Consider the following 17,045-nt stretch of genomic DNA (forward strand, 5'->3'; position numbering starts at 1 on the left):
TGTTAATTGCGCACGCTCCCAGAAGCTCAGAAGAGAAGAAGGACTATCAGTGACAAACCCTGCCGCGGACAGCGCCCAGCGTCCTTTGAGGGTCGCCATTATCGGCGCAGGCCCCGCCGGTGTTTACGCCGCCGACATCCTTACCAAAGCCGACCGGGACTTCGAGGTCAGCATCGACCTCTTCGACCAGTACCCCGCGCCCTACGGCCTCATCCGTTACGGAGTCGCTCCTGACCACCCGCGGATCAAGGGCATCGTCAACGCACTCCACAAGGTGCTGGACCGGGGCGACATCCGTTTCCTCGGCAACGTCAACTACGGCCGGGACCTGACGCTGGCGGACTCCCGCCACTTCTATGACGCCATCATCTTTGCCACGGGTGCCATTAAGGACGCGCCGCTGAACGTGCCCGGCGTCGACCTCGAAGGCTCCTTCGGCGGTGCCGAATTCGTGTCCTGGTATGACGGCCACCCGGATGTTCCGCGCGACTGGCCGCTGGACGCCAAGGAAGTGGCGGTGATCGGCAACGGCAACGTGGCCCTTGACGTCGCCCGCATCCTCTCCAAGCACGCCGATGACCTGCTCACCACGGAAATCCCGGACAACGTTTACGCGGGCCTGAAGAAGTCCCCGGTTACCGACGTGCACATCTTCGGCCGCCGCGGACCGGCACAGGTGAAGTTCACGCCGTTGGAACTGCGTGAACTCTCGCATTCGCGCGACGTCGACATTGTCCTGTACCCCGAGGACTTCGAATTCGACGAAGGCTCCGACGAGCAGATCCGCACGAACAACCAGACCAAGACCATGGTCAACACCCTTACCAACTGGTTGGTGGAGGAACAGGACACCGGAGCTTCACGCCGCCTGCACCTGCACTTCCTGCACAGCCCGGTGGAGATCTATGACGATCCCTCCACCCCCGGCAAGGTTGCCGGAATGAAGTTCGAGCGCACCGAACTGGACGGCACCGGTAACGTCCGCGGCACCGGCGAGATTGTGGATTATCCGGTCCAGGCCGTCTACCGGGCCATTGGTTACTTCGGTTCCGAGCTGCCCGAGGTGGGCTACGACGAGCAGCGCGGCGTGATCCCCAATGAGGGCGGCCGCGTCATCAACGAAGACGGCGCTCCGGTGCCGGGAATTTACACCACCGGGTGGATCAAACGCGGCCCCGTCGGCCTGATCGGGCACACCAAGGGTGACGCGCTGGAGACCATCGGTTTCCTGCTCGAGGACCGGCTGAACCTGCCGGAAGCAACGCACCCGGATCCGTCGTCGATCATTGAGCTGCTCGAGGAACGCGGCGTTCCGTACACCACTTGGGAGGGCTGGCTGAAGCTGGACGCCTATGAGCGCAGCCTCGGAGCGTCCTACATCCACCCCGACCCGCTGACCGGCGAACTCGTCCGCGAGCGTGTCAAGGTGGTTGACCGCGAGGAAATGACCCGCATCTCCCGCGGCGAATAACCGAAACGCCGGCTCAGTCGGCCGCCTGGGAGGGCCGCAGTCCAGCAGGGCTGCGGCCCTCCTTTGTCTATGCGCGGCTCTGCGCCTGCCCGACGACGCCGGCCGCGCCTGCCCGACGACGCCGGCCGCGCCTGCCCGACGACGCCGGCCGCGCCTGCCCGACGACGACGCAGCACCGGAATAGTTACCCGCGCAAGACCAGTGGAGCCCGCCGGGCCCAGAAGGTACTCTTGCCACCATCCGGCCCGCGGATTTCCTGCGGCGGTTCTCCCAATCAGAGTGGATAGGCGGAGCGGTGGATACTTCGGCTGGCATCACGGGGCAGGAGTCCGCCCTGCACGCACATGAGCAGCTGACCCCGGGCCGCCCGGCACCCAGCCTCCTGCGCAACCCGGTCCGCGAGTCATGGCAGCGGTCGCTCGGCTATTCCCGCAACCCCGATGCCGACACTCCGGTGATGGCCTTTGAACCGAACGAGCTCCGGGAGTACCGGCAGGCCCACCCGCTGCACGTGGTGATGCCCGTCATCCAGCGGCTCCTGGTGCAGCCTGCAGCGGACAGCGGGCTCCTGGTGGCGGTGGGGGACCAGCACGGCCGCCTGCTGTGGGTGGAGGGGGACGAGGACCTGCGCCGCCGCGCGGAGGGCATGTACTTCATGCCGGGCACCGACTGGTCCGAGCCGTCCATCGGCACCAGCGCCCCCGGTGCAGCTTTAGCCGGCGGAACAGGAATCCAGATTGCCGGGGCCGAGCACTTCAACCGCCGGGTCCATTCCTTTAACTGCACTGCCGTTCCGGTCCGGGACCCGGACTCGGGGACGGTAATCGGCGTCGTGGACATTACCGGGGGCGTGGCCGCCGTAGCGCCGCACACCCTGTCCCTGATTGAGGCTGCTGTGGAAGCGGCCCAGTCGCACCTGCGGATCGAGCGGCTGGAAGCCCGTGAACGCAGCCGCAGCGGGCGGCGGCTGCGCCGGCTCGAAACGGCCCGCGCCGGGTTGTACCGTGACAGCCTGCAGATCCTGGGCCGCGACCATGCCCTCCTGAACGTGGGCGGAGCGTCACTGCAGCTCAGCGGCCGGCACGCTGAACTGCTGACCCTGCTCGCGCTGAACCCGCAGGGGCTCACCGCCGATGAGTTGGCCGCGATGGCGTATCCGGAGACCGCAGCGCCGGCCACTGTCCGGGCCGAGATGCTGCGCCTGCGCGCCATGCTGGCGCGGTTCGCGGACGGTCCGCAGGGGCTCGTGCCCCAGTCCCGGCCCTACCGCCTGCCCCGGGAGCTGGTAGTAGATGCCCGGCAGGTACTCAGCTACCTCGAGAACGGCGCCCACCGACTGGCGTTGAACATGTATGCCGGTCCGGTGCTGCCGCGCTCCGAAGCTCCGGCTGTGTCCGGCCTCCGGGCCGAAGTGTCGTCGGTCCTGCGGGAAACCATGCTTTCGGACGCATCCCCGGACCTGCTTGCCCAGTACCTCAAGCTGGAGGAAGCGGAGGACGACGCCGAGGGCTGGGCTGTTCTGCTGCGCCTGCTGCCGCCGGACTCTCCGAGGAGGGCCGCCGTCGTCGCCCGCTTGGAGCGCCTTGATCGTGAGCTGGGGCTGGACCGTGAGCCGGCCGTTCCTCGGCCGGGCCTGCTTGGGAGCTTGCCGCGGGGGAGATCCGCAGGCTCGTCAGCAGCCCGATAAACAGTGCACCGGCGGCAATCCAGCCGGCGAGTGCTGCTCCGTTGGTCATGGCTTCCCGTGCTGCATCGGCGATGAAGGCCGTTGCCGGGTTCTCGGCCAGCGCGCTGATGCTTCCCCCGGACGTGACGTCCACGGATTCCACCGCCGACCGCAGCTCCGGGGCGGCCGCAAGGCCGTCGGCGGCCCCGTCCAGGGTCCCGTCCCGCAGCGTCGTGAAGAACGCGGTGCCCAGGACGGCGATACCCAGTGCTGATCCGGTCTGGCGCGCGGTGCTCTGGGTGGCCGATCCCTGGCCGCTGCGTTCCACCGGAACCTCGGCAAGGATCACCGAGGTCAGCTGTGCGGTGGCCAGGCCCACGCCCAGTCCGTAAACGAACAGGAAGGGAGAGGTAAGCCAGGCCGTGCTGTCCGGACGGATGGACAGCGCCAACCCGGCGATGCTCAGCACCCTCCATAGCGGTTGGGTAGTTCCGCGCCGTTACCCGTGTCGTCGGCAGCACTCATCGGCTTCCTTTCCCCGAACCGGATCTGCGCTCTGCGTTGTGCACCCTGGGTTGCAGCACCCTGGGTCGCAATACTAGGCGCGCGGGGATGCAACGTACATGCAACGTTGTGTTGCCTACCCTCAAAACATCCGCAGGCGGCCCAGGATGCCCCTGCGACCAGCACGCGGCGTCCGTCCAACGGAGAACCGCACGGAAGAGGGAGCTCAACGATGAGTGTTTATGCCCAGCCAGGCACCGAAGGCGCCAAAGTCACCTTCAAACCGCGCTACGAGAACTGGATCGGCGGGGAATGGGTGGCCCCGGTCAAAGGCCAGTACTTCGAAAATGTTTCACCGGTCAACGGGAAGCCGTTCTGCGAAGTGGCCCGCGGAACGTCGGCTGACATCGACCTCGCCCTGGATGCGGCGCACAAGGCAGCAGGGGCCTGGGGCAAGACCCCGGTCGCCGAACGGGCCCTGATCCTGACCCGCATTGCGGACCGGATCGAAGCCAACCTGGAGCTGCTCGCCGTCGCTGAAACCTGGGACAACGGCAAGCCGATCCGGGAAGTCCTGGCCGCCGACCTGCCGCTGGCCATCGACCACTTCCGCTATTTCGCCGGCGCCATCCGCGCCCAGGAGGGCGGCATCTCTCAGATCGACGACAACACCACCTCGTACCACTTCCACGAGCCGCTGGGCGTCGTGGGACAGATCATTCCCTGGAACTTCCCCATTCTGATGGCGGTCTGGAAGCTCGCTCCTGCGCTCGCTGCCGGCAACGCCATCGTGCTCAAGCCCGCCGAACAGACGCCCACGTCCATCCTCGTCCTGATGGAGCTCATTGCGGACCTGCTGCCCGCAGGCGTACTGAACGTGGTGAACGGCTTCGGTGTGGAGGCAGGCAAACCGCTGGCCTCCTCGAACCGGATCCGGAAGATCGCCTTCACCGGTGAGACCACCACGGGCCGGCTGATCATGCAGTACGCCAGCCAGAACCTCATTCCGGTCACCCTCGAGCTGGGCGGCAAGAGCCCGAACATCTTCTTCGCCGACGTCGCACGGGAGAACGACGCGTTCTACGACAAGGCACTCGAAGGATTCAACATGTTCGCCCTGAACCAGGGCGAGGTGTGCACCTGCCCGTCCCGGGCGCTCATCCAGGACTCGATGTACGACTCCTTTATGGCGGACGCCCTGGCCCGCACCGCGCAGATGGTGCAGGGCAACCCTCTGGACACCAACACCATGGTCGGCGCCCAGGCCTCCAACGACCAGCTGGAGAAAATCCTCTCCTACCTGGACATAGGAAAGCAGGAGGGCGCCAAGGTCCTCACGGGAGGGGAGCGCGCACACCTCGACGGCGACCTTGCCGGCGGCTTCTACGTCCAGCCCACCGTCTTCGAGGGCACCAACAACATGCGCATCTTCCAGGAGGAGATCTTCGGGCCGGTGGTTTCCGTGACGCGGTTCTCCGACTACGGCGAGGCGCTGGCCATCGCCAATGACACCCTGTACGGCCTGGGCGCCGGAGTCTGGTCCCGGGACGGCAACACCGCCTACCGGGCCGGACGCGACATCCAGGCCGGCCGGGTATGGGTCAACAATTACCACGCCTACCCCGCCCATTCCGCTTTCGGCGGCTACAAGTCCTCCGGCATCGGCCGCGAGAACCACGCGATGATGCTGGACCATTACCAGCAGACCAAGAACCTTTTGGTCAGCTACGCGGAAAACAAGCAGGGGTTCTTCTAACCGCGGCCCGCCCGCATCTCCTCAGTCTGCAACGGAACAAACGCCATGACAGAACCCCGAAAAGGCCGAGCCAACGGCCGCGTAGTGATTGGATACTGATGGATTCCTCATTCGCTTCCCCGCTGGACGCGGCACCTGCGTTGCCGGGGGAAAGTTTTTCCCGGGTTGCACTCACGCCGGATGCCCGGGAACTGCTGCTGCGGCTGCGCCCGATCCACGGCCCGCTGATGTTCCACCAGTCAGGCGGCTGCTGCGACGGGTCCTCGCCCATGTGCTACCCCCAAGGGGAGTTCCTCACGGGAGAAGCCGACGTGCTCCTCGGAATTTTCGATCTGGAGGGTGAGGACCTTGAGTTCTGGATGTCGCGGGAGCAGTTTGAGTACTGGAAGCACACGCACTTGACCGTGGATGTTGTTTCCGGACGGGGGAGCGGGTTTTCCGTGGAAGCACCCGAAGGCAAACGTTTCCTCATTCGGTCCCGTCTGCTTGCGTAGGATTCAAATAGTAAGCTGACTGTTGAACCTGCCGTTGTGAACGGTAGTGTGCTTGTGGACGGAACTTATCAAAGCCCTTCGAGGGCAGGAGAAGAGGAAGACCATGGTAAAGAAGTTTGTATTTCTGGCGGGCGCGGGTATTGGTTACCTGGTTGGCTCCAAGGGTGGCCGTGAAAAGCTGATGCAGCTTTGGAACGATCCGAAGGTCCAGGAGACCGTATCCCACGGCACCGACTGGGCAAAGGAAAAGGCGCCTGGCCTGCAGGACAAGGTAACGGGCGTTGCCAAGGATGCAGCCTCCAAGGTCACCGGTTCCGGAAGCACCGGCAGCACCGAGTCCGGCTCCGGCTCCAGCTCCACCACGGGCTCCTCCGCAGCCGGGAGCACGGGAACCAACGGCTCCTACACCTCCGGCGGCGAGCAGAAGATGTCTCCGGCGGAACCCCAGCCTGAGGCCTAAGCGGATAAAAGCGCCGGACGGGCGGGCGCAGGCCCGGCGTCCGGCGCGTTTTCGTTCCTCTTGCCCGCCGTGCAAAGTTGCACTTAGTGTATTGGCGTGGCAGCAGGAGATATAGCCGCGCACTCGCGGCGTGAACGAAATAAATCGGCGACGCGCGCAGCCATAGCTGACGCAGCGCTCAGCCTGGTCCGGAGCAACGGTCCCGGCAACTTCACAGTAGATGACATCGCAGAACGGGCCGGAGTTTCCCGGCGGACGTTCTTTAACTACTTCTCGAGCTCCGAGGCGTCCCTAACGGTGGCGATGGAAGACTTCCTGCAGACGGTGCTGGGCCATTTTGAGTCCCGGCCGAAGGACGAGAACATCGTGGAGTCCATGCTCCAGGCGCTGACCGCTCAGGCCGAACCGGAACGGTTGGCGGTGACCGCCGAGTTGTATGCCGTCGCGCAGCACAACCCGGAAATGATGCGATTTCAGCTGGAGGCATGGAACCGGGCCGAACAGCGCATTGTCGCGTCCATCCGGCAGCGGCTGGGCGATGCCGCGGACCCCTTCTACATATCCTGTCTGGTTGGCTCTGTCCTGGCCTGCGGGCGCAGTGCGTTTGCACAGTGGGAGCAGCGTGCCTCGGGAACCATCACTCCGGAATCGCTGAGCCTGCTGGAGGAGCTGTTCGCCGAAGCCATCGGATTCCTTCACAACGGTTTCAACCGCTAGCAAGTCCGGCCCGAAAAGCGGAACCTGGGCACCGGCATGCACGTTGGACAGGCATCGGGGTGCTTGGGAGAGCGTTTGGAAGGAATCGCGTTGGAAGGAATACAGCGCAATCCCTCGCGGTTTTCCGCGCTGTGCCGGGCGATGGCGACGTCCGTGGAGATTCCGGGACCTGGTCTCCGGAATGGGAATAGCACACCCTATGCGACCGTTACCTCGGCTAGTATCGAGTGCCCCGAAAGAACACAACTACGGATTTGGAGTGTGAGCCGAAAATATGGCTACAGATTATGACGCGCCGCGCAAGACCGAGGAAGAAGCCGTCCCGGCTTCGATCGAGGAGCTTCAGGCACGGCGCAGCGACAAGCAGTCTGCCGTAGTTGACGTGGACGAGGCCGAGGCAGCTGAAGGATTTGAACTGCCCGGTGCGGACCTGTCCGGTGAGGAACTGCTCGTCCGCGTGGTGCCGCCGCAGGAAGACGAGTTCACCTGCAATTCCTGCTTCCTCGTCCGTCACCGTTCGCAGCTAGCCGTCGAAAAGAACGGCCTGGCCTACTGCAAGGACTGTGAAGGCTGATTTCCACCTCATTCTCCGGCCGCCGCCCCGCCAAGGTGCGGCGGCTGCCTGTTTAAGGGGAAGGACATCACCGGGCGGCAGAAGCCGCGACGGCAGGGCGTGCCCCGAAGCGGCTCCGGTCCTGTTAGACTGAAAACTTCGTAGGGGAGTATCCCGAAACGCCGATATCCGTCAACACGTGGAGCACCGACGCTCCGCCGGATTCAGCGGCCAGCCTGTCCAGGGTGGCGGGAGAGACCTATGCTCCTTCGGCATACCCTACGAAAGCAGACGTCCCATGACTGTTTCCCCCTTGATCTGGGGAGTGACCATTGCGGTCATTCTGGCCCTTCTGGCCTTTGATTACTTCTTCCACATCCGCAAAGCGCACATCCCGACGCTGAAGGAAGCGGCCATCTGGTCCGCGATCTACGTGGGCCTGGCCATCGTGTTCGGCATTGTTGTCTGGCTCTTCGGCGGTGCCCAGATGGGCACCGAGTACTTCGCCGGCTACATCACCGAAAAAGCGCTTTCAGTGGACAACCTGTTTGTCTTCCTGATCATCATGGCGAGCTTCCGGGTGCCGCGTGAGGACCAGCAGAAGGTCCTGCTCTTCGGCATCGTGTTCTCGCTGATCGCCCGTACCGCCTTCATCCTTCTGGGCGCCGCGCTGATCAACTCCTTCTCCTGGGTCTTCTACATCTTCGGCCTGATCCTGCTGATCACGGCGGGCAACCTGCTCAAGCCCGAAAGCACCGAGGGCGACGATGAAGCCAACAACTTCATCATCCGGCTCGCGAAGAAGATCTTCCACACTTCTGACCAGTACGACGGCGACAAGCTGTTCACCATGGAGAACGGCAAGCGCGTCCTCACTCCCATGCTGCTGGTCATGGTGGCCATCGGCGGTACCGACATCCTCTTCGCGCTCGACTCCATCCCGGCGATCTTCGGCCTGACCCAGAACGTCTTCATTGTCTTCACCGCCACGGCGTTCTCCCTGATGGGCCTGCGCCAGCTTTACTTCCTCATCGACGGACTGCTGGATCGCCTGATCTACCTCAGCTACGGCCTGGCAACCATCCTCGCCTTCATCGGCGTCAAGCTGGTCCTACACGCCCTGCATGAGAACACCCTGCCCTTCATCAACGGCGGCGAGCACGTTTCGGTCGTCGAGATCACCACTGGACTCTCGCTCTCCGTCATTGTCGGCGTCCTGGTAGTGACCGTCATCGCGTCCCTGGTCAGCCCTGCGGGCAAGGCCATGACTGCCGTCAACAACGCACGCCGGCACGCCGACGCCTACCTCGACCTGCACTACACCGCCGATCCCGCCGAGCGGGAACGGGTCTACAAGGACCTGTGTGATGAAGAGCAGGAGATCCTGAAGATGGACATCAAGTACCGCGACAAGGTCAAGGACATCGAGGAAATCCGCGAGACCGTAGCCCGCGCACACAGCGAGCACGAGCGGTACCTCTCGCGTTAGCGACACCGGCCGGCCAGAGCCGTCGGCGACATAGGGCATCCCGGGCAGCGAATACGCTGCCCGGGATGCCCTAGTCGTTTAAGCCCTGACGTGTCCGCTGGCGTACGGCTCGCGGTGCAAGGTTCGGGACAGCAAGCCCCGGGCGCTCACGGCACGATGCCCTCTCGGTGGAACACCTCGCAGGGCTCGCGCCGGGACAGGAGGGCTTGCGCCGGGACGGCAGGGCTTGCGCCGGGACGGCAGGGCGCGGTGCCTGAGGGGCTAGCGGTCGGTACGGTGGGGCACCGCGGCGGGAAGCCGCGCCCCGGAACGACGGACCGCGAAACCAAGGCACAGTCCGGCTGCCAGCGCCCCCAGCCCGCCGGCGGCAAGATCACCCATCGTGTCTGCATAACCGACGTTGATGCTTGCATCAACGTACGTGTGGCCCCACCATTCACCGATTTCCCAGAGCACGCTCAGTCCCAGCCCCAATGCCAGCACCAGCAGCGGAACCACCACGGGGAGTGACCGGGAGTGACGATGGGGGCGGCGTACGGCCGGGACCGCTCCGAACTGCACCAGCAGGAAATAGGTCACCGCGGCCAGGGCACCGGTGGCGGAGAAATGCACGGCGAGGTCCCACCAGGAGATGCGGGCGTACAGGTCAGCCACGCTGCTCCACGCCGCAGCCAGCAGGACCAGACCGTAAACTGCGTCGAAGCCGGGAAAGACATCCAGCGCCCGGGAGACCAAGAGGCCCAGGAGCACCAGCAGGAACAAGGCCGTTTCCACCGGTCCCAGCAGCAGCAATGCCGCGAGGACGCTGAGCATCCCCAGCGCCCGTACCGCGTCGGCAAGGTATTCCTTCCAGGACCCCGGCGGGCGGAGCAGTGCATCGATCATCCTCATACGGTAGCCCGGAGCCGCCGGCGGAGGCAGCGGGCCCCGAAAAGCGGCCGGCACGAATGCCGCTCCGCGCTAGACTCGGGCCCATGCCTTCCCAGCTTCCGGCAGTGTCCGTGGTCATTCCGTGCCGCAACGATGCGGCGCTCCTGGAGGCCTGCCTGCAGTCACTGGCCCGGCAAACCCTGCAGCCGCGGGAAGTGGTGGTGGTGGACAATGACAGCAGTGACGCCAGCGCCGAGGTGGCCCGGAGGTTCGGCGCCCGCGTGGTTTTCGAACCAAAAGCCGGGATCCCTGCCGCCGCCTGCGCCGGCTATGACGCCGCCGCGGAGGGCCTCGAAGCCGGTGCGGTTATTGCTCGATGTGACGCCGACTGCGTTTTGCCGCCGGATTGGATTGCGCGGATAGCTGAATCCTTCGCGGCCGATCCGGAGCTGGACGTCCTCAGCGGACCCGGTGTCTTCTACGGCATGCCCCGCATCCCCGCGCTGCTGCTTTCCCGGTTGTATCTGGGATCCTATTACCTGGCTATGGGTTCAGCCCTGGCCCACTGGCCGTTTTTCGGCTCCAACCTGGCCCTGCGTGCCGGTACCTGGCGGGAAGCCAGCGGTGAGGTGCACCGGGACGACGCGCAGATACATGACGATGTCTGCCTCAGCTTCCACCTCGGCCAGGGGCGGCGTTGCCGCAGGGATCCGGACCTGGCCGTGGGGATGGCGCCGAGGGCGGTGCAAAGCCGGGCAAACGTGGCCCTGCGTTTCCGCCGGGCGTTCCATACCCTGGCCGCTCATTGGCCGCAGGAATACCCCTGGGTCCGCTGGACCCGGAGGGTGGCCGGAAGCAAAGCCGCAGCACCGGTGAACTAACGCCCTGCCGTTCCTTCGCTGCGCACCGGGCCGGGCTGCGCCGTGTTCCGGGGCCGGAACAACGCCCTAGGGGTAGAGCAACGGCAGCTGCAGCACCAGCCAGGGACTGAAAGCCCAGGGCGTGGATCGAACGGCAGGAACAAGCTGCGCGGGATCCGCCCACTCCCAGTCCATGACCTCGTCGTCGGCCGGCACCGGATCGGCGTCGGTCACCGCCGTGTACACGGGGCAGATTTCGTGCTCGACAATCCCCGAGGCATCCACGGCCCGGTACCGGAAATCCGGAAGCCGCAGCGTCAGGTCCCGCACCTCCAGGCCGAGTTCGCGGCGGGCACGCCGGGCCACGGCGTCCTCTATGGCTTCCCCGGGACCCGGGTGGCCGCAGAAGGAATTGGTCCATACTCCCGGCCAGGTCAGCTTGGACAATGCCCGGCGGGTGACCAGCAGCTGGCCGCTGGTGTTGAAGACGTGCGTGGAGAACGCCAGATGCAGCGGAGTGTCGGTGGTGTGCACCCCGGCTTTGTCGCGGGTGCCCAGGGGCCGGCCCTCATAGTCAACCAGAACCACCAGTTCCGGACTGCCTGTCATTTCTTCCCCTAGTCCCATACGTGTTTACTTTACCTATGCAGACGCACCCGCCGCTCGACCTGTCTACCGGCCAAGACCTGGTCGAGGCTGTCCTGAACCGGTTCTACGAGCGGGCCAAGTCCCGCGCAGCCAAGCTGGGACCCGGCTACCTGTCGCTGTGGCAGGCGCTGGAAGGTTCGACTGCCGGCGGCAAGCGGGTGCGCCCCCGCACCCTGCTGACGGCCTACCTCAACCTCGGCGGCACCGACACGGCAGCAGCCGCCCGGGTAGGCGCCGCCTTCGAATTGCTGCATACCGCTCTGATCGTGCACGACGATGTGATCGACCTGGACTTTACCCGCCGCGGGCAGGACAACGTCTCCGGGGTGTACCGGGGACTGGCGGCGGCCGCAGGTGTTGAAGCCGGCGCGGCCCGGCACCGCGGGCTCTCCGCCGGCGTCATCGCCGGAGACTTGGCGCTGACGGGAGCCTTCCGACTGCTCGACGGCACGGAGGTGGACGCATCGGTCAGGTCTCGGCTGGCCGGGATCCTGGACGATGCCGTCTTCATGTCCGCCGGCGGAGAGTTGATCGATGTGGACCTGTCCTTCCACCCCGGCGCACCTCCCATCACCGAAATCCTGCACATGGAACGGCTGAAGACCGCCGTCTACTCCTTCGAAGCGCCGCTGCAGGCCGGGGCCGTGCTCGCCGGTGCGTCGGAAGAGGTCGTGACCACCCTGGGCCTCTACGGGCGGGACATCGGGATCGCCTATCAGGTGGTGGATGACCTGCTGGGGGTCTTCGGCAAGGAGAGCGCCACGGGCAAGTCCAGTTTTTCCGACCTTCGGGAGGGAAAGCGTACGGTCCTGGTCTCCTATGTGGCGGACAAACCGGAATGGGAGGAACTCTCCGCCCTGATCGGCAACCCCGAGCTGACCGCCCGGGATGCCGCCCGGGCCAGGGAACTGCTGGTTTCCTCCGGTGCCAGGGACCACGCGCGCGAGCTCGTGCACGAATACGCCGAGCGGGCCCGGCAGCATCTGGACTGTCCCGCGGTCACCCCGGGCCTGCGCGTGGCCTTAACCGCGGTGATCGACGACGCCGTGAACCGGGGACGCTAGGACGTGGCGGCGGAACAGGGCCTGGCCCTCTACAACACCGTGGCGCGGCAGACCTCGGCCGTGCTGATCCGGTCCTATTCGACGTCGTTCGGCCTGGCGTCCCGGCTGCTGGCTTCCCGGACCCGCATGCAGATCGAGACCATCTACGCGCTGGTCCGGCTGGCGGATGAAGTTGTCGACGGCGTGGCCGCGGATGCCCTGGTTCCCCGGACGGAAGTGGGCGGGCTGCTGGATGACCTGGAAGCAGAGACGGAACGGGCGCTGCGCACCGGCTACAGCGTCAACCTGGTGGTTCACGCCTTTGCCCTGACGGCGAGGGAAACCGGAATCGGGTCCGACCTCACCAGGCCGTTCTTCGCTTCGATGCGCGCGGACCTGGACCAGGCGGAGCACACCGAGGCCAGCTTCAACGAGTACGTTTACGGTTCCGCCGAAGTGGTGGGGCTGATGTGCCTGCAGTGCTTCCTCTACGGAGTGCCGCTGTCCGAAGACCGGACCAAGCAGTTACGGGAAGGAGCCCAGCGGCTGGGGGCGGCATTCCAGAAGGTCAACTTCCTGCGCGACCTGGCCCAGGACTTCGAGACACTCGGACGCAGCTATTTTCCCGGCGTTACCGTGGAAGCCTTTTCCGAGGCGGACAAGCACCGGATCCTGGACGATATCGACGCCGACCTGCTGGTGTCGGGCGCCTCCGTCGCGCAGCTGCCCGCGAACTGCCGGGCCGCCGTAGCCCTGGCCCAGGACCTGTTCGGCGAACTGGCCCGCCGGCTGCGCAGCACCCCGGCCGAGCAGCTGCGCACCACCCGGGTGCGCGTGCCGAACCCGGTCAAGGCGCGCATCGCGGCCCGCGCGCTCCTGACCCGTCGGGTGGCCGCGCCCCGTTCGCGCGGTGACAACCACAGCCCGGAAACCCCGGGACAGGAAAGGCAAGCATGAGCATGCGTCCGCGCACCGCCGTCGTGATCGGAGGCGGCATCACCGGGCTGGCCACCGCGGCACTGCTGTCCAGGGAAGGCCTGGAGGTCACGGTCCTGGAGAAGCAGCCGGAGACCGGAGGCAGGGCCGGCAGCTGGGAAACCGGGGGCTTCCGCTTTGACACCGGGCCGTCCTGGTATCTGATGCCGGAGGTCTTCGACCACTTCTTCCGGTTGCTGGGAACCTCGGCCGAACAGCAGCTGGAGCTGGTCCGCCTGGACCCGGGCTACCGGGTGCTCTTCGAGGGCACCGCCGAACCTGTGGATGTGGCCGCTACACGGGAAGGCAACGTAGCGCTGTTCGAATCCCTGGAACCCGGGGCCGGCGCCCGGCTGGAGGAGTACCTGGAATCCTCCGAAGAGGTGTACGCGATGGCCAAGAAGCGTTTCCTCTATACGACGTTTGCCTCGTTCCTGCCCCTGCTGCGCCCGGATGTCCTGCGCAGCGGCCCCCGGCTTGCCCGGCTGCTGCTGGAACCGCTGAGCACCTTCGTGGCCAAGCGCTTCACCGACCCGCGGATCCAGCAGATCCTGGGATATCCGGCTGTCTTCCTGGGGTCTTCGCCGTTCACCACGCCCAGCATGTACCACCTGATGAGCCGCCTGGACCTGGCCGACGGCGTGCTGTATCCGATGGGGGGCTTCTCCCGGATAGTTTCGGTGATTTCCGATCTGGCCCGGGCCGAAGGAAGCAGGGTCATCACCGGTGCCGAAGTCACGCGGATCCGCACCTCCGAGCCGTCCGGTCAGGGAAGGGGCCGGAAGCTGCTTCGCCGCAGGCCGCGGGCCGTGGGAGTGGAATACCGCGACGCCGAGGGAGCCGTGGTCTCGCTGGACGCAGACCTGGTGGTTTCTGCCGCGGACCTGCACCACACTGAAACCGCCCTCCTGCCTCCGGCGCTGCAGACCTATCCGGAGTCCTACTGGGAGCACCGTGTCCCCGGTCCCGGCGGACTGCTGCTGCATCTGGGTGTGCAGGGTCAGCTGCCGCAGCTGGAGCACCACACCCTGCTGTTCACCCGGGATTGGGAAGCCAACTTCGAGCAGATCTTCGGCGCGGAGACCTCGGTCCCGGATCCGGCATCCCTGTACGTCTGCCGTCCGAGTGCCACCGATCCTGACACTGCGCCGGAAGGACACGAAAACCTGTTCGTCCTGGTGCCGGTACCATCGGACCCCTCGCTCGGTGCCGGCGGAATTGACGGTGCCGGCGACCCGCGGATCGAAAAAATGGCTGATGCCGTGATTGCCCAGATCTCTGCCTGGGCCGGCATTCCGGATCTGGCCGAGCGCATCATCATCCGCCGGACGGTGGGGCCGCAGGACTTTGTCACCGACCTCAACTCCTGGCGGGGAACCCTGCTGGGACCGGCGCACATCCTCAAACAGAGCGCCTTTTTCCGCGGAACGAACGCCAGCCGGAAAGTGGACGGACTGCTTTATGCGGGCGGATCCACCCTTCCGGGCATCGGCCTGCCCATGTGCCTGATCAGCGCGGAGCTGGTCCTTAAACGGCTGCGCGGAGAAACCGGCACCGAGGCGCTGCCGGAACCTCCTCCGTGGTCTGCGGAGGGAACGTCGGCGGAGGGAACCTCGGCGCAGTGGCCGGCCGGCCTCGCTTCCTCGGCAGTGCGGCCGACGGCAGTGCAGTCGGCCGCAGTGCCCCCAGGCGAACCAGCCACGGTGCCGCGGGCGGCAGTGCCCCCAGTCGAGCCAGCCGCAGTGCCACCGGCCGTAGGCGAGCCGCCCGCAGGGACGGGAACGTAATGGGCGTCCTGTACCTGCTTTTCCTGCTGCTGTCCCTGAGCTGCATGGTGCTCCTGGACCACCGGTTCCGGCTGTTTTTCTTCGCCGACGCCCGGCGGGCCGCCATTGTGCTCACCGTCGGAGTGCTCTTCTTCACCGGCTGGGACCTGGCCGGCATCGGCGCCGATATCTTTTACCGGGGTGAAACACCGTTCATGCTCGGGCTCACTCTGGCACCGCACCTGCCCGTGGAAGAAATCTTCTTCCTTGCCTTCCTTTGCTACCTGACCATGGTGGTCTTCGGCCTGGTGCGCCTGGCTGCAGCACGGGCCGCCGAACGAAGGGGCGGACCGGCAGGCTCCGCCGCGGACCCGTCGCGGGAGAAGCCGGGGCCGGCAGCGAGGACACGGCCATGACGTACTGGACACTGAACGCTTTCTTCCTGGTCCCGGCGATCCTGATCTGCGCAGTGGTCCTGCTGCGCCGCCGCCCGCGGCACTTCGCCTCGGCGGCAGCTGTCACCGCCGTGGTGCTGCTGGCGCTGACAGCCGTCTTCGACAACCTCATGATCCGCGTCGGTCTCTTCTGGTACAACGAGGACCGTATTTCCGGCGCCTTCGCCGGGGCGGCACCGCTGGAAGATTTCGCCTACCCGCTGGCCGCCGTCCTCCTGCTGCCCGCGCTCTGGATACTGCTGCCAGGTCGTGCCCCCGATCCGGGGGCATCCGCCGGAGAGCCGTCCGCCGGAGACCCAGCCACCGAAGAACCGTCCACCCGAAAGCCAACCACCCGAAAGCCAACCACCAGGGAGCAGCCGTGACCCCCGCCGCCACCGGAACGACGGGAACCCTGCGGATGCTGCTGGTGTCCTCGAGGCCCCTTTCATGGGTCAACACCGCGTATCCCTTCGCCGCGGCGTACCTGCTCACCACCGGCCGGATCGACCTGGCCTGGGTGATCGGCACCCTGTACTTCCTGGTGCCCTACAACCTGGCCATGTACGGCATCAATGACGTCTTTGACTACGAGTCGGACCTGCACAATCCGCGCAAGGGGGGAGTGGAGGGCGCCGTCCTGGACCGCAGCTTCCACCGGACCACCCTGTGGGCGGCAATCCTCACGAATGTGCCGTTCCTGGTCGCGCTGGTCCTGCTGGGAAGCCCGTTGTCTTGGCTGGTGCTGGCCGTCAGCGTCTTCGCAGTTATTGCCTACAGTGCTCCGGGGCTGAGATTCAAGGAGCGACCCTTCCTGGATTCGATGACCTCCAGCACGCACTTTGTCAGCCCGGCAGTGTATGGACTGGTCCTGGCCGGTGCGGTGTTCACCCCGGGGTTGTGGGCCGTGCTCGGCGCGTTCTTCCTCTGGGGGATGGCCAGCCAGGCCTTCGGCGCGGTCCAGGACGTGGTTCCGGACCGGGAAGGCGGCATCGGGTCCATTGCCACGGTACTGGGCGCACGCCCTGTCGTGGTGCTTGCCGCAGCCGCCTACCTGGCGGCCGGCCTGCTGATGCTGTTCACCCCGTGGCCTGCGGTCCTGGGCTGCCTTCTGGCCCTGCCGTACATCCTCAACCTGGTTCCGTTCCTGAAAATCACCGACGCCGGTTCAGCAGCGGCCAACGCCGGCTGGAAACGGTTCCTGAAGCTGAACTTCCTCACCGGGTTCCTGGTGACGCTGCTGATCATCGCGTACTGGCCTAGCCGGTAGGACGCAGAGCAGGTAGAAAGCAGAACACACAAAAGCGGCCGGCCCCCGAGGGGACCGGCCGCTGCTGTG

The 17,045-nt window shown here is 65.9% G+C and carries 18 protein-coding genes; 16 read left to right on the forward strand and 2 right to left on the reverse strand.

Going from position 1 to position 17,045, the window contains the following annotated elements; translation table 11 throughout:
• Positions 1–49: 49 nt before the first annotated feature.
• The 9 genes from AC5RT8_RS12040 (at position 50) to AC5RT8_RS12080 (ending at position 9,110) form a co-directional block, all read left to right on the forward strand.
• Positions 50–1,471, forward strand: coding sequence for an FAD-dependent oxidoreductase (locus AC5RT8_RS12040; RefSeq protein ID WP_494095959.1), 1,422 nt, complete (start codon positions 50–52; stop codon positions 1,469–1,471).
• Positions 1,472–1,766: 295 nt separating this feature from the next.
• On the forward strand, positions 1,767–3,158 hold the full coding sequence (locus AC5RT8_RS12045) for a transcriptional regulator (protein WP_494095960.1): 1,392 nt from the start codon (positions 1,767–1,769) through the stop codon (positions 3,156–3,158).
• 47 nt (positions 3,159–3,205) lie between these two features.
• Entirely contained in the window at positions 3,206–3,529 is a 324-nt protein-coding gene (locus AC5RT8_RS12050; RefSeq protein ID WP_494095961.1) for a hypothetical protein, read from the forward strand.
• Positions 3,530–3,873: 344 nt separating this feature from the next.
• Entirely contained in the window at positions 3,874–5,397 is a 1,524-nt protein-coding gene (gene adh, locus AC5RT8_RS12055; RefSeq protein WP_494095962.1) for an aldehyde dehydrogenase, read from the forward strand.
• A gap of 98 nt (positions 5,398–5,495) precedes the next feature.
• Positions 5,496–5,891: a DUF779 domain-containing protein gene (locus AC5RT8_RS12060; RefSeq protein WP_494095963.1), complete on the forward strand. Its 396-nt coding sequence runs from the start codon at positions 5,496–5,498 to the stop codon at positions 5,889–5,891.
• A 103-nt stretch (positions 5,892–5,994) separates the two neighbouring features.
• The gene (locus tag AC5RT8_RS12065) at positions 5,995–6,351 is read left to right on the forward strand and encodes a hypothetical protein (protein ID WP_494095964.1); all 357 of its coding nucleotides are present in this window, start codon (positions 5,995–5,997) and stop codon (positions 6,349–6,351) included.
• A gap of 96 nt (positions 6,352–6,447) precedes the next feature.
• Positions 6,448–7,068 (forward strand): TetR/AcrR family transcriptional regulator, encoded by a 621-nt coding sequence (locus AC5RT8_RS12070; RefSeq protein ID WP_494095965.1) that lies wholly within the window; start codon positions 6,448–6,450, stop codon positions 7,066–7,068.
• Between the two features lie 274 nt (positions 7,069–7,342).
• On the forward strand, positions 7,343–7,642 hold the full coding sequence (locus tag AC5RT8_RS12075; protein ID WP_494095966.1) for a DUF4193 domain-containing protein: 300 nt from the start codon (positions 7,343–7,345) through the stop codon (positions 7,640–7,642).
• 277 nt (positions 7,643–7,919) lie between these two features.
• Positions 7,920–9,110 (forward strand): TerC family protein, encoded by a 1,191-nt coding sequence (locus AC5RT8_RS12080; protein ID WP_494095967.1) that lies wholly within the window; start codon positions 7,920–7,922, stop codon positions 9,108–9,110.
• A gap of 261 nt (positions 9,111–9,371) precedes the next feature.
• Here AC5RT8_RS12080 and AC5RT8_RS12085 read toward each other — a convergent pair whose 3' ends face one another.
• Entirely contained in the window at positions 9,372–9,995 is a 624-nt protein-coding gene (locus AC5RT8_RS12085) for a DUF2238 domain-containing protein (RefSeq protein ID WP_494095968.1), read from the reverse strand.
• An 89-nt stretch (positions 9,996–10,084) separates the two neighbouring features.
• Between AC5RT8_RS12085 and AC5RT8_RS12090 the strand changes: the two genes are divergently transcribed.
• Positions 10,085–10,861 carry a glycosyltransferase family A protein gene (locus tag AC5RT8_RS12090; RefSeq protein ID WP_494095969.1) on the forward strand — a complete coding sequence of 259 codons (777 nt, stop codon included), beginning with the start codon at positions 10,085–10,087 and terminating at the stop codon, positions 10,859–10,861.
• 66 nt (positions 10,862–10,927) lie between these two features.
• Here the strand turns inward: AC5RT8_RS12090 and idi are convergent, their stop codons facing one another.
• On the reverse strand, positions 10,928–11,449 hold the full coding sequence (gene idi / locus AC5RT8_RS12095) for an isopentenyl-diphosphate Delta-isomerase (protein WP_494095970.1): 522 nt from the start codon (positions 11,447–11,449) through the stop codon (positions 10,928–10,930).
• 35 nt (positions 11,450–11,484) lie between these two features.
• Between idi and AC5RT8_RS12100 the strand changes: the two genes are divergently transcribed.
• Genes AC5RT8_RS12100 through AC5RT8_RS12125 form a run of 6 tightly spaced genes read left to right on the forward strand, consistent with a single transcriptional unit; the run spans position 11,485 to position 16,976 of the window.
• Complete coding sequence (locus AC5RT8_RS12100) at positions 11,485–12,552, forward strand: polyprenyl synthetase family protein (RefSeq protein WP_494095971.1); 1,068 nt, start codon at positions 11,485–11,487, stop codon at positions 12,550–12,552.
• Between the two features lie 3 nt (positions 12,553–12,555).
• Positions 12,556–13,488: a phytoene/squalene synthase family protein gene (locus AC5RT8_RS12105; RefSeq protein WP_494095972.1), complete on the forward strand. Its 933-nt coding sequence runs from the start codon at positions 12,556–12,558 to the stop codon at positions 13,486–13,488.
• 2 nt (positions 13,489–13,490) lie between these two features.
• Positions 13,491–15,293 carry a phytoene desaturase family protein gene (crtI, locus tag AC5RT8_RS12110; protein ID WP_494096407.1) on the forward strand — a complete coding sequence of 601 codons (1,803 nt, stop codon included), beginning with the start codon at positions 13,491–13,493 and terminating at the stop codon, positions 15,291–15,293.
• The gene (locus tag AC5RT8_RS12115; protein WP_494095973.1) at positions 15,293–15,688 is read left to right on the forward strand and encodes a lycopene cyclase domain-containing protein; all 396 of its coding nucleotides are present in this window, start codon (positions 15,293–15,295) and stop codon (positions 15,686–15,688) included. The genes crtI and AC5RT8_RS12115 overlap by 1 nt, the downstream gene beginning before the upstream one ends.
• Entirely contained in the window at positions 15,685–16,092 is a 408-nt protein-coding gene (locus tag AC5RT8_RS12120; RefSeq protein ID WP_494095974.1) for a lycopene cyclase domain-containing protein, read from the forward strand. Before AC5RT8_RS12115 ends, AC5RT8_RS12120 begins: the two co-directional genes overlap by 4 nt.
• 35 nt (positions 16,093–16,127) lie before the next feature.
• The gene (locus tag AC5RT8_RS12125; protein ID WP_494096408.1) at positions 16,128–16,976 is read left to right on the forward strand and encodes a prenyltransferase; all 849 of its coding nucleotides are present in this window, start codon (positions 16,128–16,130) and stop codon (positions 16,974–16,976) included.
• Positions 16,977–17,045 lie beyond the last annotated feature (69 nt).

Source organism: Arthrobacter sp. Ms25, from assembly GCF_059090365.1.